Below are 14,576 nucleotides of genomic sequence, written 5' to 3'. Positions count from 1 at the left end.
GCGATGAACGCGCAAATCAGCGAAGAGGTTCACACCCTGTGTCGGCGCTATCAGGCGCTGGCGCTGAGCGAAGACCCGACCACCCTGACGGTCGCGCTCAGCGAAGAAGCGCCGCAGGGGCTGCTGGCGGCGCTGCGTTTCGCCACCGGCAAACGCATCCATCTGGAACAATGGCCGGCGGCCAGGTTGGAGCTGGCGCTGAATCAGCACCACGAGCCGCTCTCGGCACCGCTGGCGGCCGAAGAGGACACAACCGATATCGCCTACCCCGACGACGGCGATGCGCCGGTGGTACAGTTCATCAACCAGACGCTGCGCCTGGCCATTCAGCGCCGCGCCTCGGACATCCACTTCGAGCCCTTTCGGCAGCATTTTCGCATTCGTCTGCGCATCGACGGCGTGCTGCAAACCCTCGCCTCACCGCCGCCGCAGCTGACCGCGCGCCTCATCGCCCGGCTGAAGATCCTCGGCCAGTTGGATATCGCCGAGCGCCGTCAGCCTCAGGACGGGCAGCTCAGCCTGACGCTGGACAGCGCGCGCTATGCCATGCGTATCGCCACCCTGCCGACGCTGCACGGCGAAAAGGTGGTGCTGCGCGTCCAGCAGGGTGAGCAGCAGGAGCTGCCGCTGGATAAACTGGGCATGAGCCGGGCGGATCTGGCGCGCTACGCGACGGCGCTGGCCTGCCCGCAAGGGTTAATCCTGGTGACCGGCCCGACCGGCAGCGGCAAGACGGTGACGCTGTACAGCGGTCTGCGCCAGTTGAACGATGCGCAAAGCAACCTATGCAGCGTCGAGGATCCGGTCGAGATCCCGCTGTTCGGCATTAATCAGACCCAGATCAACGCCAAAACCGAGCTGAGCTTCGCCCGGGTGCTGCGCGCCCTGCTGCGCCAGGATCCGGACGTCATCATGATCGGCGAGATCCGCGATACGGAAACCGCCGAGATCGCGGTCAAGGCCGCGCAAACTGGCCACCTGGTGCTGTCAACGCTGCATACCAACTCCACTGGCGAAACCCTGACGCGGCTGATGCACATGGGGATCCCCGGCTACCTGCTCGCCGGCTGCCTGAAGCTGATCGTCGCGCAGCGGTTGGTGCGCAGGCTGTGCCGCCACTGCCGCTATCCGCAAAGCCAGCCGACGCATTTTCCCACCGCTATCTGGCCAGAACCGCTGACCGCCTGGCGCGCCGACGGCTGCGAGCACTGCTTCGGCGGCTACTATGGGCGCATCGGCGTGTATGAGCTGTTGGCCATTACGCCGGAAATACAGGCGGCGCTGCTGGCGAACGCTGCTCCTAGCCTGCTGGCGAATATCGCCCGTGAGCAGGGGCAGCTTTCGCTGCTGCAGGCCGGGCTGACTCTGGCCGCCGAAGGCACGACCTCGCTGGAAGAACTGTATCGCGTGATCGACGTCGTCCAGCTCGGCGCAACCACGTCATGAAAGCACGCCGCCTGTTTCTGTGGCAGGCTTTCGACGCTCAGGGCGCCTTACGCCGCGGCGAACTGATGAGCGAAGAAAAACGGCAGGTGAGCCGATTACTGATTGAGCAAGGCATGCAACCGTGCCGAATCGGGCACGGCAAACGCGTTACGCCCGGTCAATGGCGTGGAGAACCCTTAATCCACTTCACCCGCCAGCTCGCCACTCTGCTGCAGGCGGGGTTGCCGCTGGTCGATGCGCTGCAGTTGCTGGCAGCAGAGCATCCTTCGGCAGCCTGGCGCTGCCTGCTGCGCCAGCTGGCCGACCAGGTGCGCGAAGGGCAACCGCTTTCCGAAACCCTCGCCGAACAACCGGGGATTTTTCCCCTGATCTACCGCCAGCTGATCGCCATCGGCGAACTGACCGGTAACCTCGATCGCTGCTGCCTGCAGCTGGCACAACAGCAAGAAGCCCAGCTGCTGCTGCGCCGCAAGGTGACCAAGGCGCTGCGGTATCCCCTCTTCATCTGTGCGGTGGCGCTGCTGGTCAGCGTGCTGATGCTGGTGATGGTGCTGCCAGAATTCGCCAAGGTTTATCAATCGTTCGATGCGCCACTGCCCTGGTTTACCCAAGGGCTATTGAAGTTGTCCGCGCTGCTGATCGCCGTTGGCCCCTATTTGGCGCTGCTGCTCGGCGCATCGCTGTTCGGCTACTGCCGCTGGCTGCATCCGCGCCCGCCGTGGCGCAGACGTGAACAGGCACTCTTGCTTCGCCTGCCGCTGATCGCCCGGCTGGTGAGCGGCGGCGCGCTGAGCCAAACATTTCGCATCCTGACCATGACCCAACGCGCCGGGCTGACGCTGGTGGAAGGCTTGAGCGCGGCGGCGCTGGCGGCTGACCATCTGCTGTACCGACAGGCGCTGGAGCAGGTGCGACGGCAGATCGCCGAAGGAGAAGCCTTTCATCATGCCATGGGCCTGCAACCGCTGTTTCCGCCGCTGTGCCGGCAGTTGGTGCGGGTGGGCGAAGAGTCCGGTTCGCTGGACGCCTTGCTGGATAAATTGGCGCAGTGGTATGAACGGCAGACGCACGAGCTGGCCGATACGCTGGCGCAAACGCTGGAGCCGCTGCTGATGCTGGTGGTGGGCGGGATTGTCGGCGCTTTGGTGATCGCCATGTACCTGCCTATCTTTCAACTGGGCAGCGTGTTGGGATAAAGGGAAGAGGATAGCGGGCGCCGCGGTGTGCTGCGCCCGAATGCAAGCTGTGGCTTATTTGCTGCCGAAGACGCGGTTTTCCTGCTCTGCCACGCGGATAAAGGTGGTGCGCTTGGTCAGCTCTTTCAAACGCTCGGCGCCGACGTAGGTGCAGGCGGAACGCAGACCACCGAGGATATCGCGCACGGTAAACTCCACCTCGCCCCTCAGCGGCAGCTTGACGGTTTTCCCTTCGGCCGCGCGATACTCCGCTACGCCGCCGACATGGCGCTTCATCGCTGACTCGGAGCTCATGCCGTAGAACAGCATGAACTTCTCGCCTTTCTCTTCCACCACGGTGCCTTCGCACTCGTCGTGGCCGGCCAGCATGCCACCCAGCATCACGAAGTCCGCGCCGCCACCGAAGGCTTTGGCGACATCGCCCGGCACCGAGCAGCCGCCGTCGCTGACAATTTGGCCGCCCAGCCCATGGGCCGCATCGGCGCATTCGATCACCGCCGACAGCTGCGGGTAGCCCACGCCGGTTTTCACGCGGGTGGTGCATACCGATCCCGGCCCGATGCCGACTTTAACGATGTCGGCGCCGGAGAGGATCAACTCTTCCACCATCTCGCCGGTCACTACGTTGCCGGCGCAGATCACGTGATTCGGGCAGGCTTCGCGCGCTTTCTGCAAGAAGGCGACGAAGTGTTCAGAGTAACCGTTGGCCACGTCGATACAGATGAATTTCAGCGCCGGAGACAGGGCCAGGATCTGCTGCATTTTGGTGAAGTCGGCTTCGGAAGTGCCGGTGGACACCATCACGTGGCGCAGCACCGATTCCGGCATGCGCTGCACGAAATCAGCCCATTGCTCGACGCTGTAATGTTTGTGTACGGCGGTGAGAACATCGAAAGAAGCCAGGGCCTCGGCCATGCGGAAGGTACCCACTGTGTCCATGTTGGCGGCGATAATCGGCACGCCGGACCAGCTGCAACCTGAATGCTTGAAGGTAAACTGACGTTCCAGTTCAACCTCGGAACGGCTTTTCAGCGTGGAGCGCTTAGGGCGGATCAACACGTCTTTAAAACCCAACTTCAAATCTTCTTCAATACGCATGACTTATGATTTCCTGGTTAATGGCGACGGATCGCAAGGAGGATGTTCGAACCTCTGCCCGACGGCTTTCCCGTGGCGCGGAAAGATGACGGCGAGATTAATGCCAGTTCCAGTGACGTTATAATACGCGCTAATAATCGCCGAACAAGACTGCGAATTCGCCTTTATTTACGCTACAATCCGACAAATTTACCTGCATAATCGCAGTGTGATTGCCCGCTCATTTCTGCCGTGCCGCTGCGCTTTTTCTCGCCGCCCGAACGGGGCCGAGGCGCAAGCGCCGCCTGCCGACTTGCACTTCTGCGCGATCGCTTTATGATTCGTCTATTATTTTTTTATGAACATCGGATGCACCTAACACCATGGCCTACATTGTTGCGTTGACCGGGGGCATAGGCAGCGGCAAAACGACCGTTGCGAACGCCTTTGCGCGCCACGGCGCAGCCATTGTCGATGCCGACGTGATCGCCCGTCAGGTCGTTGAGCCGGGCACCCCTGCTCTGGCCGCGATCGCCGAGCGATTTGGTAATGAAATGTTGCTGCCGGACGGCGCGCTCAACCGCGCTGCTCTGCGTCAGCGCATCTTCAGCCACCCCGATGATAAAACCTGGCTGAACCAACTACTGCATCCGCTGATACACCGCGAGACCCAACGCCAACTGGCGCAGGCGGCCAGCCCGTACGCGCTGTGGGTCGTGCCGCTGCTGGTGGAAAACGGCCTGCAGGATCGCGCCGATCGGGTGCTGGTGATCGACGTCGACACCGAAACCCAGTTGGCTCGCACCATCGCGCGCGACGGCATCAGCCGCGAGCAAGCGCAGAGCATTCTCGCCGCCCAGGCCACGCGCCAGCAGCGCCTCGCCGTGGCGGATGACATTATTGACAACAGCGGCGCCGCTCAGGGGATAGAGCCACGGGTCGCCGCACTGCATCGTCGCTACCTTGAACTGGCGGCAACAGCGCCCCAACAGGATTAAACTGCATGAGTGATGTTTCCCCAACCGTTCTCTTTGAACACCCGCTGAACGAAAAAATGCGCACCTGGCTGCGCATCGAGTTTTTACTGCAACAGCTGCACGGCCAGCGCGCCCTGAGCGAAACCGCCATCGCCCTTACCTTTTTCCGCACCGTCTCCGATTTGCTGGACGTGCTGGAGCGCGGCGAAGTGCGCACCGAACTGCTCAAAGAGCTGGAGCGACAGCAGCAAAAACTGTTGGCCTGGGCCGATGTGCCGGGCGTGGATATGGCGCTGATCGATCAGTTGCGAGGCCAGTTGAAGTCGCGCTCATCGGCGCTGATGGCGGCGCCGCGCCTCGGTCAGGCGCTGCGTGAAGACCGGCTGATCGGCCTGGTGCGCCAGCGGCTGAACATTCCCGGCGGCTGCTGCAGCTTCGATCTGCCAACCCTGCACATGTGGATGCACGCGCCGCAGCAGGATCGCGACGCCGACGTCGCCGCCTGGCTGCAGTCGTTGGATCCGCTGAACCAGGCGCTGATCATGGTGCTGGATCTGATCCGTCAGTCGGGGCCGTTCCGCAATCAAATCAGCCTGAACGGCTTTTTCCAGGACAACGCCGAAGGGGCGGATCTGCTACGCCTGCGCCTCCATCTGGCGCCGCAGCTTTATCCGCAGATTTCTGGCCACAAGACGCGTTATGCCATTCGTTTCCTGCCGCTGGACAGCGAAAATGGCGTGGTGCCTGAACGCCTGACGTTCGAATTGGCCTGTTGTTGAACTCATGAAAGCAAGCCTTCTCAGCACTGACAGAAGGCGTAAGGAACCGTTATGACGACCGTAGTGAAATGCCCAACCTGTGGCACCGGCGTGGTTTGGGGTGAAGTCAGCCCGTTCCGGCCGTTTTGCAGCAAGCGCTGCCAGCTGATTGATCTTGGCGAGTGGGCCGATGAAGAGAAGCGCATTCCGAGCAACAGCGATCTGTCGGAAAGCGAAGACTGGAGCGAACTCGACGACCGCTAGTCGCCGGTTGAAGGCCTGGCGGACGCCAGGCCAATCTTGTTATTGCGCGGCGTTAGCCTGCGCCACCAGCAGTTGAATAATGCCGACGTTGGCTTCCGGGAACTCGTCTTCACGCAGATCGGCCTGTTTTACCCAGCGCATCGGCTGCCCTTCACGGCCAAACGGCTCGCCCGCCCAACGCTCCACCAGATAAAAATTCAGTGTCACGATGCGATCGCTGAAACGATGCTCCACCACCTCCAACAGTTCGGCACGTTCGGCTTCGATACCGGTCTCTTCACGCAACTCGCGGCTCAGGGCCTGTTCCGGCGTCTCACCCGGTTCGATCTTGCCGCCGGGAAACTCCCAAAATCCGGCCATGTGCGTGTCAGCGGCGCGGCGGGTAATAAAGATCTCCCGTTGAGCATTGCGGATGATGCCCACGGCGATATTCAGATGTTTCATCTCACCCTCCTGATGGGTGCCAAAAAACAGGGGCTCAGCAAGCTGAACCCCTGGGTGTTATCGGTTAACCGCAGCCGGCATTACTGCAGGCGGCCGTGACACTGCTTGTATTTCTTGCCGGAACCGCATGGGCAAGGATCGTTGCGGCCCACTTTGCGCTCGGCGGTCGCCGGCGCGTTCGGATCTTCGGTCACCAGCGCGTTCTCGTCGTGGTGGCTCAGCTGTTGCTGCTGCGCCAGGCGCTCAGCCTCTTCACGACGCTGCTGTTCCAGCGCTTCCACTTCTTCCGGCATCCGCACCTGTACCTTGCTCAGCACGCTGATCACTTCATATTTCAGCGATTCCAGCATGGTGGCGAACATGTTGAAGGATTCGCGCTTGTACTCCTGCTTCGGATCCTTCTGCGCATAGCCGCGCAGGTGGATGCCCTGACGCAGGTAGTCCATCGCCGCCAGGTGCTCTTTCCACAGGGAATCCAGCGTCTGCAGCATCACGCCCTTCTCGAAGTTGCGCATCATTTCGCTGCCGACCACGTCTTCCTTACGCAGGTACTGCTCTTTGGCGTTCTCCAGAATACGTTCGCGCAGCGTCTCTTCGTGCAGCTCCGGCTCTTTGTCCAGCCACTGGGCAATTGGCATCTCCAGATCGAAGTCGTTCTTCAGGCGCTCTTCCAGCCCCTGAATGTCCCACTCTTCTTCCAGCGACTGCGGCGTGATGTAGTTGTCGATGGTGCTCTTGAACACGTCCTCGCGGATGCTGGCGATGGTTTCGCTCACGTCGGACACGTCCAGCAATTCGTTACGCTGGCTGTAGATAGCGCGGCGCTGATCGTTGGCGACATCGTCGTATTCCAGCAGCTGCTTACGGATATCGAAGTTGCGGCTCTCCACCTTGCGCTGAGCGTTGGCAATCGCCTTGGTCACCCACGGGTGCTCAATCGCCTCGCCTTCTTTCATACCCAGTTTACGCATCATGCCAGACACGCGATCCGAGGCGAAGATACGCATCAGGGCATCTTCCATCGACAGGTAGAAGCGGGATGAACCGGCGTCGCCCTGACGACCGGAACGGCCGCGCAGCTGGTTATCGATACGGCGCGATTCATGGCGCTCGGTGCCGATGATATGCAGGCCGCCCGCAGCCAGCACCGCATCGTGGCGCACTTTCCAGGCGGCTTTGATGGCTTCAATTTGCTCTTCTGTCGGTTCTTCCAGCAGCGCCACTTCGGCCTGCCAGCTGCCGCCCAGCACGATATCGGTACCACGGCCCGCCATGTTGGTGGCGATGGTCACCGCACCGCTCTGACCCGCCTGGGCGACGATGTCCGCCTCCATGGCGTGGAATTTGGCGTTCAGCACCTTGTGCTCGATACCCGCTTTGGTCAGCTCATGGGAAACCACTTCGGATTTCTCGATTGAGATGGTACCCACCAGCACCGGCTGGCCTTTGGCGGTACGCTCGCGGATGTCTTCGATGATGGCACCGATCTTCTCTTTCTCGGTCATGTACACCAGATCCGGCATATCCTTACGGATCATCGGACGGTTGGTTGGCACCACGATGGTGTCCAGCTTGTAGATCGAGCTGAATTCGAAGGCTTCGGTATCGGCGGTACCGGTCATCCCGGCCAGCTTCTCGTACAGACGGAAGTAGTTCTGGAAGGTAATCGAAGCCAGCGTCTGGTTCTCGTTCTGGATCTCCACGCCTTCTTTGGCTTCCACCGCCTGGTGCAAACCGTCGGACCAGCGGCGGCCCTGCATGGTACGGCCGGTGTGCTCATCGACGATGATCACTTCGCCGTCTTTCACGATGTAGTCCACGTCGCGGGTAAACAGCACGTGGGCACGCAGCGCGGCGGTAACGTGGTGCATCAGCATGATGTTGGTCGGCGAGTACAGCGATTCGCCTTCATCCATGATGCCAGCTTCCACCAGCATCTCTTCGATCAGGATCAGGCCGCGTTCGGTCAGGTGGACCTGACGCGCCTTCTCATCCACCGAGAAGTGCCCTTCACCCTTGAAGGTGTCGGAGTCTTCTTTTTCCTGGCGGATCAGTTTAGGGATCAGCTTGTTGACCTTGATGTACATCTCGGAGCTGTCTTCTGCCGGGCCGGAGATGATCAGCGGCGTACGCGCTTCATCGATCAGGATGGAGTCCACCTCATCCACCAGCGCATAGTGCAGTTTGCGCTGCACGCGCTCTTCCGGGCTGAACGCCATGTTGTCGCGCAGGTAGTCGAAGCCGTATTCGTTGTTGGTGCCGTAGGTGATGTCGGCGGCGTAAGCTTCACGCTTGGCCGGCGCCGGCATGCCCGGCAGGTTAATACCGATGCTCAGGCCGAGGAACTCGAACAACGGACGGTTGTTTTCGGCGTCACGCTGAGCCAGATAGTCGTTGACGGTCACGACGTGCACGCCGCGGCCGCTCAGGGCGTTCAGATAAGCCGGCAGCGTCGCGGTCAGGGTTTTACCTTCACCGGTGCGCATCTCGGCGATGCAGCGATCGTTCAGCACCATGCCGCCCAGCAGCTGCACGTCGAAGTGACGCATGCCGAACACGCGCTTGCTCGCCTCACGCACCACGGCGAAGGCTTCCGGGATCAGGCTGTCCAACGACTCGCCTTTCTCCAGGCGCGCGCGGAACTCGTTGGTTTTCGCTTTCAGCTCGTCATCGGACAGTTTTTCCATGTCCGGTTCCATGCGGTTGATCTGCTCAACCACTTTGCGCATGCGGCGCAGGGTACGATCGTTACGGCTGCCAAAAACTTTGGTTAATAATTTCACTAACATGATGTTTGATATCTCTGTCATGACGGCCGAGCACGGCAGTCAACTTGCTATTATTTATGGTTTTTGTGCCCGAAGGGCGAAGTCAGACGAGTGCGGCGGGCCCGGCACGAATGCCTTGCACCTGCGCCACCCACAGGCCGGTCTGATGCCGTGCCAGCGTTGGCAACACCTCAAGGTGGGTGTGACGAATGATGGTCGGCGGCTTCGGCTCGTGCGTCAGCAGCGCGTTGAGAGTAGAAAGCAGCGCCAGTTGCGCCACTTGCAAAGGGGGTTCCGCTTCGGCTTCGCTCTCCTGCACCCGCGCATAAACCGCCTGCGGCGCCAGCGCGAAAGAGAGGTGACGAATGACGGTGCGCAGCGCATGTTGCTGCCAATAATCTACGCTGAAGGTAGGACGGCGATGTGCGTCCTGCAGCAGGGCCAGGCTATTGAAGGTGCCGTTGGCCGAATTTTGCCGGTTAAGGCTGGACGATGTGCTCGGCAGTGCGGCCTGATCGGGGGCGCCGGACAAATTGGAAGGTGCGCCAAGCGTGGCCGCAACCATCCCTAACAGGAGATGGGGCCAGAAATAACGTCTGCCAAATTGTCGCCAACGATTTAGAATACCGATCACGAGTTTATAATCCGCCGGAGCCCATTATGCGCGATAGCCGTCCACAATTATTAGATGTCCTGTTCGACGACGCGTCTGCCGGCAGCAAAGGGCCGCTGCAAAACGTCCAGCAACGCGCGGTGGCGCTGCTCAAGCTTAACCGTGCAGTGAAGGGCCTGTTGCCCGCTCCCCTGCATCCCTGGTGCCGCGTCGCGAATTTCCGACAGGGTATTTTAGTGCTCGAAACGGCAAATGCCAGTTGGATGATGCGCTTGCGCTACGAACAACCCGCTTTGCTGTCTGCACTACGAGCGCAAATTCTACCATCATTGTCGTCGATCGACATCAGGATTAATCCGGCCTTGATGGCGAAAGGCAGCAACCAGGTGCAAAACGCCGAAAAAGCGCCGGAAAAACCCGTGCCAATGCGGCATTTGAGTCTGGAAAGTGCGGAGGAACTGAGAGGATTGGCAAGCCGTAGCCCGGAGAAGCTGCGCAAAATATTGGAACGGCTGGCTGCATTGGCCGGAGAGAGTACCAACACAACCAGTCGTGATAAGTAATCAGCGACACGAACTGCAAAACACCCGACAGCCGGCATCACACCATCGCGAGCCTGAATTCTCAGGCTCTCAGGGGATGCGCCTGCCGTTATTCGCAGGCGAGGAATTCAGACCTTACGCCAATACGGTAGACGGTGCCTTGAATGCCAATGGCATTTCGGCTTCGTCCTGGAAGGTCACGTATTCCCACGCTTCCTGCTTGGCCAACACGGCCTGCAGCAGTTTGTTGTTCAGCGCGTGGCCAGACTTGAACGCGGTGAACGCGCCAATGATGTTGTGGCCGCACATGAACAGGTCGCCGATGGCGTCCAGCATTTTGTGACGTACGAATTCGTCTTCGAAACGCAGACCGTCTTCGTTCAGCACGCGGTAATCATCTACCACGATGGCGCAATCGAAACTGCCGCCCAAGGCCAGGCCACGGGACTGCAGGTATTCGATGTCACGCATAAACCCGAAGGTGCGCGCGCGGCTGATTTGACGCACGAACGACTCAGCCGAGAAATCAAGGCGATAGCGCTGAGAGCTGGCGTCGATAGCCGGGTGGTTGAAATCGATGGTGAAGTCCAGGCGGAACCCGTTATGCGGGGACAGCTCGGCCCATTTATCGCCATCTTCAACACGCACAGTCTCTTTCAGACGCAGGAATTTCTTCGCCGAGTTCAGTTCTTCGATGCCGGCATCCAGCAGCAAGAACACGAACGGACTGGCGCTGCCGTCCATGATTGGGATTTCAGCGGCGTCGACTTCAATGACGATGTTGTCGATGCCCAGCCCAGCCAGCGCGGCGTTGAGGTGCTCAACGGTCGAAATACGCACGTCATGCTCATTCACCAGGCAAGTACAGAGCATGGTATCACGCACGGATTTTGCATCAGCCGGAAAATCAACCGGTGGATTCAAGTCAGTGCGACGATAGATGACCCCGGTATTAGCCGGCGCTGGGCGCATTGTCAGCGTGACTTTCTTGCCGGTATGCAAACCGACGCCAGTCGCCTGAACAATACGTTTTAATGTCCTTTGTTTGATCATCGTTTTATCTCGCAATGTTATCCATCCTACCAGCCAAGCATACAGCATGGCTGGCGGGACAGTTTAGCACAAAGAGCGGAGATTCCAAATTCTCAGGATATTCTTAGTCTGCCTGCTTACGCAGGAAGGCTGGAATATCAAGATAGTCGGGCTCTTTATTCGGCTGCGCAGCTTGGTCGTTGACCACCTTCGCGGCAGGTTTCACTTCCTGCGGCAGAGGCGACATGCCGTGCTGCTGATAACGGTGATCCATCACCGGCTGGCTGGCCTGCTTATTGGTCACCAGGGTGATTTCAGGACGCTTGTCCATACCGATACCGGTTGCAACCACGGTTACGCGCAGTTCGTCGTTCATTTCCGGATCCAGCGAGGTACCGATAACCACGGTAGCGTTGTCGGAAGCGAACGCGCGGATGGTGTTACCCACGGTTTCGAACTCATCCAGACGCAGGTCGAAGCCAGCGGTAATGTTGACCAACACGCCGCGCGCGCCGGACAGGTCGATGTCTTCCAGCAGTGGGCTGGAGATCGCCATTTCGGCCGCTTCTTCGGCGCGGTCTTCACCGCAAGCCACGCCGGAACCCATCATCGCGTAGCCCATTTCGGACATCACGGTGCGCACGTCGGCGAAGTCGACGTTCATCAGGCCCGGACGGGTGATCAGCTCGGCGATACCCTGCACGGCGCCTTTCAGCACGTCGTTGGCCGCGCCGAACGCGTCCAGCAGGGAAATGCCGCGACCCAGAACTTTCAACAGCTTGTCGTTCGGGATAGTGATCAGCGAGTCCACGTGTTTGGACAGCTCAGCGATACCCTGCTCCGCGAATGCCATGCGCTTCTTGCCTTCGAAGTTGAAAGGCTTGGTCACCACGGCCACGGTCAGAATACCCAAATCTTTAGCCACTTCAGCCACCACTGGCGCTGCACCGGTACCGGTACCGCCGCCCATGCCGGCTGCGATGAAGACCATGTCTGCGCCGTCCAGCGCTGCGCGCAGGGCTTCGCGGTCTTCTTCCGCTGAATTGCGACCCACTTCAGGGTTCGCGCCCGCACCCAGACCTTTGGTAATACCGCTACCAATCTGGATGGTTTGGCCAACCGCCGTTTTGCGGAGCGCCTGGGCGTCCGTGTTCACAGCGAAGAATTCAACACCTTCGATGCGCTCGCGCACCATGTGTTCAACGGCGTTGCCACCGCCGCCGCCGACGCCGATGACTTTAATCACCGCGTCATTGGTTAGTTCCATTGGTTCAAACATAGTTTCTCTCCGTTTTGTGCCTGTCGCTGCGAGATCATAAAAAGATTACTCAGCATGATCTCTTTGTTGAAACATTAAAACTCTTTTCTCAGCCAGCTATTGATGCGTTTAAACCAATTGCCCACCGAGGCGCGTTTTTCTACTTCTGTCTCACCGCTCAGGTGAGACTCTTTTCCATAGTGCAGCAGACCTACCGCCGTCGAGTAGTAAGGCTCCTGCGCATAATCCGTCAGACCCGTGATGTTCAAGGGTTGGCCGATGCGTACCTGGGTATGGAACACCCGTTGCGCACAGGCTGCCAGGCCATCAATCTGGGCGGCGCCACCGGTCAGCACGATACCGGCCGCCAGATGATGCTTCACCCCTTGCTGACGCAGTTGCTCCTGCAATTGCAAAATTTCATCGTTAACCAGATTCAACAGTTCGGTGTAGCGTGGCTCAATGACTTCAGCCAGCGTCTGTCTTTGCAGACTGCGCGGAGGACGTCCCCCGACGCTAGGCACCTCTACATTCTCATCCTTGCTAACAATCGACCCAAGCGCACAGCCGTGTCGAACTTTAATCGCTTCCGCGTCGGTCGGCGGCGTGCCGAAGGCGTAAGCGATATCGCTGGTGACCACGTTCCCGGCGTAGGGGATCACTTTGGTGTGGCGCAGCGCACCGCCGGTGTACACCGCCATATCCATGGTGCCGCCGCCGATATCCACCACGCAAACGCCGAGTTCGCGTTCATCTTCGGTCAGCACCGCGTAGCTCGCGGCCAGACCGGCGAAAATAAGTTGGTCAACTTTCAAGCCGCAACGTTCCACGGCCTTGACGATGTTCTTCGCCATATCGTTATGGCAGGTAATCAGATGCACCTTGGCCTGCATGCGCACGCCGGACAGCCCAACCGGGTTTTTGATGCCTTCCTGATAATCGATGGCGTATTCCTGAGGAATCACGTGCAGGATGCGGTGTTCGTCGCGCACGCGCACCGATTTGGCGGTGTGCACCACATTCTCCACGTCGTCCTGCGTCACTTCCTCTTCCGAGATCGGCACCATGCCGATTTCGTTCTGGCAGCTGATGTGTTTGCCCGACAGCGCCAGGTACACCGACGAGATCTGGCAGTCCGCCATCAGCTCGGCCTGATCGATGGCGCGCTGTACGCACTTCACCACCGACTCCAGGTCGTTTACGCCGCCCTTATCCATGCCGCGAGACGGGCAGCTGCCCACCCCGATAATGTTGACCATGCCATCGGGCAGAACTTCCCCTACCAATGCGGAGACTTTTGCAGTACCGATCTCCAGTCCAACTACCAGTTTTCTGTCCGTCGACTTGATCATTGTTGTTTTGCCTGTGCCTGATTCTGTTGCTGATTACTGTTTTGCTGACCGCCAAGCGCCTGCGGATCGACCAACACCGGAGCCCACCCTACCGAAGCGCCGGACTCGTAGCGCAGATCGACATAGCTGACACGCTTGCTCTCCGCCTGCCCCTGCTGCTGCAATACCGGGTAAAGCTCAATAAACCGCTGCAAACGCCCGTTGCGGTCATCACGCCCCAGCTCAAGCCGGACATCGTTGTCCAGCGCCAGCTGCCAGGAATGGCGCGCGGTCATCGCCGCCATTTTCAGCGTATACTTGCTGGCCGCCAACGTGGCGCTCATCGCCCGATAGCCCTCCAGCACATCCTGCTCGCTCCCTTCCGGCCCGTAGAGCAGCGGCAACTTCTGCTTGCCCGCCCGCTCCGCCGGCACGCTGAACGCTTTACCCTCGGCGTCCACCATGTGCAAATCGTTCCAGCGCGCCACCGGGACGTACTCCACCAGATGGATCTTCAGCTCATCCGGCCATTGTTTGCGCACGCTGGCCTGCTTGATCCACGGCAGACGTTCGATCTGCTGCTGGATGACGTCCACATCCTGCGTCATAAAGGTACCGGGTGCGCCCAGCGCCAGGATCGCCTGACGAATATCATCGTTGGTGGTGTAGTGGCGTTCGCCGGTCACCACCAGCCTTGAGAGCGGCAGGCGACTGGCGTCTTTCATCCAGCCAAGCACCGCCCAACCGCTCCACACGACCGTTCCCAACACCATCAGCAGGAAAATCATTCCCGCCAACTGGGTTCCATTGCTGCGGCGCGGGCCGTTATCCACCTCGCGATCGCGCGCATTCAGGGCAGCTTGCGACATA

At 59.9% G+C, this 14,576-nt stretch carries 14 protein-coding genes; 6 read left to right on the top strand and 8 right to left on the bottom strand.

What is annotated here, in order from left to right:
* The first annotated feature begins 3 nt into the window (after positions 1-3).
* Both gspE and hofC read left to right on the top strand, forming a co-directional pair.
* A complete protein-coding gene (gene gspE, locus ACSJLU_RS03790) occupies positions 4-1,446 on the top strand; it encodes a type II secretion system protein GspE (protein WP_025301582.1) in 1,443 nt (480 codons plus the stop codon).
* The gene (hofC, locus tag ACSJLU_RS03785; RefSeq protein WP_043135909.1) at positions 1,443-2,642 is read left to right on the top strand and encodes a protein transport protein HofC; all 1,200 of its coding nucleotides are present in this window, start codon (positions 1,443-1,445) and stop codon (positions 2,640-2,642) included. The genes gspE and hofC overlap by 4 nt, the downstream gene beginning before the upstream one ends.
* A 54-nt stretch (positions 2,643-2,696) precedes the next feature.
* On the opposite strand, the gene ACSJLU_RS03780 is transcribed toward hofC, so the two are convergent.
* Positions 2,697-3,740, bottom strand: a complete 1,044-nt coding sequence (locus ACSJLU_RS03780) for a GMP reductase (protein ID WP_043135912.1) — start codon at positions 3,738-3,740, stop codon at positions 2,697-2,699.
* 362 nt (positions 3,741-4,102) lie between these two features.
* On the opposite strand from ACSJLU_RS03780, the gene coaE reads away from it, so the two are divergent.
* The 3 genes from coaE to yacG are packed head-to-tail and all read left to right on the top strand — an operon-like array spanning position 4,103 to position 5,718.
* Positions 4,103-4,717: a dephospho-CoA kinase gene (coaE, locus tag ACSJLU_RS03775; RefSeq protein ID WP_025301580.1), complete on the top strand. Its 615-nt coding sequence runs from the start codon at positions 4,103-4,105 to the stop codon at positions 4,715-4,717.
* 5 nt (positions 4,718-4,722) lie between these two features.
* Complete coding sequence (gene zapD, locus ACSJLU_RS03770; RefSeq protein WP_025301579.1) at positions 4,723-5,475, top strand: cell division protein ZapD; 753 nt, start codon at positions 4,723-4,725, stop codon at positions 5,473-5,475.
* Positions 5,476-5,526: 51 nt separating this feature from the next.
* The gene (yacG, locus tag ACSJLU_RS03765) at positions 5,527-5,718 is read left to right on the top strand and encodes a DNA gyrase inhibitor YacG (protein WP_025301578.1); all 192 of its coding nucleotides are present in this window, start codon (positions 5,527-5,529) and stop codon (positions 5,716-5,718) included.
* Positions 5,719-5,757: 39 nt separating this feature from the next.
* Here the strand turns inward: yacG and mutT are convergent, their stop codons facing one another.
* The 3 genes from mutT to secM all read right to left on the bottom strand — a co-directional run bounded on the left by mutT (position 5,758) and on the right by secM (position 9,564).
* A complete protein-coding gene (gene mutT / locus ACSJLU_RS03760; RefSeq protein WP_025301577.1) occupies positions 5,758-6,162 on the bottom strand; it encodes an 8-oxo-dGTP diphosphatase MutT in 405 nt (134 codons plus the stop codon).
* Positions 6,163-6,242: 80 nt separating this feature from the next.
* Complete coding sequence (secA, locus tag ACSJLU_RS03755; RefSeq protein WP_025301576.1) at positions 6,243-8,951, bottom strand: preprotein translocase subunit SecA; 2,709 nt, start codon at positions 8,949-8,951, stop codon at positions 6,243-6,245.
* Positions 8,952-9,033: 82 nt separating this feature from the next.
* Positions 9,034-9,564: a secA translation cis-regulator SecM gene (secM, locus tag ACSJLU_RS03750; RefSeq protein ID WP_049204789.1), complete on the bottom strand. Its 531-nt coding sequence runs from the start codon at positions 9,562-9,564 to the stop codon at positions 9,034-9,036.
* 26 nt (positions 9,565-9,590) lie between these two features.
* Between secM and ACSJLU_RS03745 the strand changes: the two genes are divergently transcribed.
* Positions 9,591-10,106, top strand: a complete 516-nt coding sequence (locus ACSJLU_RS03745; protein ID WP_342096416.1) for a DUF721 domain-containing protein — start codon at positions 9,591-9,593, stop codon at positions 10,104-10,106.
* A gap of 114 nt (positions 10,107-10,220) precedes the next feature.
* Here ACSJLU_RS03745 and lpxC read toward each other — a convergent pair whose 3' ends face one another.
* From lpxC to ftsQ, 4 genes are all read right to left on the bottom strand, one after another.
* Entirely contained in the window at positions 10,221-11,138 is a 918-nt protein-coding gene (lpxC, locus tag ACSJLU_RS03740; protein ID WP_004932754.1) for a UDP-3-O-acyl-N-acetylglucosamine deacetylase, read from the bottom strand.
* A gap of 103 nt (positions 11,139-11,241) precedes the next feature.
* Positions 11,242-12,396: a cell division protein FtsZ gene (gene ftsZ / locus ACSJLU_RS03735; RefSeq protein WP_004932757.1), complete on the bottom strand. Its 1,155-nt coding sequence runs from the start codon at positions 12,394-12,396 to the stop codon at positions 11,242-11,244.
* Positions 12,397-12,470: 74 nt separating this feature from the next.
* The gene (ftsA, locus tag ACSJLU_RS03730) at positions 12,471-13,727 is read right to left on the bottom strand and encodes a cell division protein FtsA (RefSeq protein WP_004932758.1); all 1,257 of its coding nucleotides are present in this window, start codon (positions 13,725-13,727) and stop codon (positions 12,471-12,473) included.
* On the bottom strand, positions 13,724-14,575 hold the full coding sequence (ftsQ, locus tag ACSJLU_RS03725) for a cell division protein FtsQ (RefSeq protein ID WP_004932761.1): 852 nt from the start codon (positions 14,573-14,575) through the stop codon (positions 13,724-13,726). The genes ftsA and ftsQ overlap by 4 nt, the downstream gene beginning before the upstream one ends.
* Position 14,576 lies beyond the last annotated feature (1 nt).

The organism is Serratia bockelmannii, from assembly GCF_051803255.1.
In the GTDB taxonomy this organism is placed as follows: Bacteria; Pseudomonadota; Gammaproteobacteria; order Enterobacterales; family Enterobacteriaceae; genus Serratia; species Serratia bockelmannii.
This window is presented reverse-complemented; position numbering and strand designations above follow the sequence as displayed.

Excerpts from the sequence above, each read along its gene's own strand:
- ftsQ (WP_004932761.1), bottom strand. The coding sequence starts at position 14,575 with ATGTCGCAAGCTGCCCTGAATGCGCGCGATCGCGAGGTGGATAACGGC.
- lpxC (WP_004932754.1), bottom strand. The coding sequence starts at position 11,138 with ATGATCAAACAAAGGACATTAAAACGTATTGTTCAGGCGACTGGCGTC.
- ACSJLU_RS03745 (WP_342096416.1), top strand. The coding sequence starts at position 9,591 with ATGCGCGATAGCCGTCCACAATTATTAGATGTCCTGTTCGACGACGCG.
- secA (WP_025301576.1), bottom strand. The coding sequence starts at position 8,951 with ATGTTAGTGAAATTATTAACCAAAGTTTTTGGCAGCCGTAACGATCGT.
- mutT (WP_025301577.1), bottom strand. The coding sequence starts at position 6,162 with ATGAAACATCTGAATATCGCCGTGGGCATCATCCGCAATGCTCAACGG.
- zapD (WP_025301579.1), top strand. The coding sequence starts at position 4,723 with ATGAGTGATGTTTCCCCAACCGTTCTCTTTGAACACCCGCTGAACGAA.
- coaE (WP_025301580.1), top strand. The coding sequence starts at position 4,103 with ATGGCCTACATTGTTGCGTTGACCGGGGGCATAGGCAGCGGCAAAACG.
- hofC (WP_043135909.1), top strand. The coding sequence starts at position 1,443 with ATGAAAGCACGCCGCCTGTTTCTGTGGCAGGCTTTCGACGCTCAGGGC.
- ACSJLU_RS03780 (WP_043135912.1), bottom strand. The coding sequence starts at position 3,740 with ATGCGTATTGAAGAAGATTTGAAGTTGGGTTTTAAAGACGTGTTGATC.
- ftsA (WP_004932758.1), bottom strand. The coding sequence starts at position 13,727 with ATGATCAAGTCGACGGACAGAAAACTGGTAGTTGGACTGGAGATCGGT.
- gspE (WP_025301582.1), top strand. The coding sequence starts at position 4 with ATGAACGCGCAAATCAGCGAAGAGGTTCACACCCTGTGTCGGCGCTAT.
- ftsZ (WP_004932757.1), bottom strand. The coding sequence starts at position 12,396 with ATGTTTGAACCAATGGAACTAACCAATGACGCGGTGATTAAAGTCATC.
- yacG (WP_025301578.1), top strand. The coding sequence starts at position 5,527 with ATGACGACCGTAGTGAAATGCCCAACCTGTGGCACCGGCGTGGTTTGG.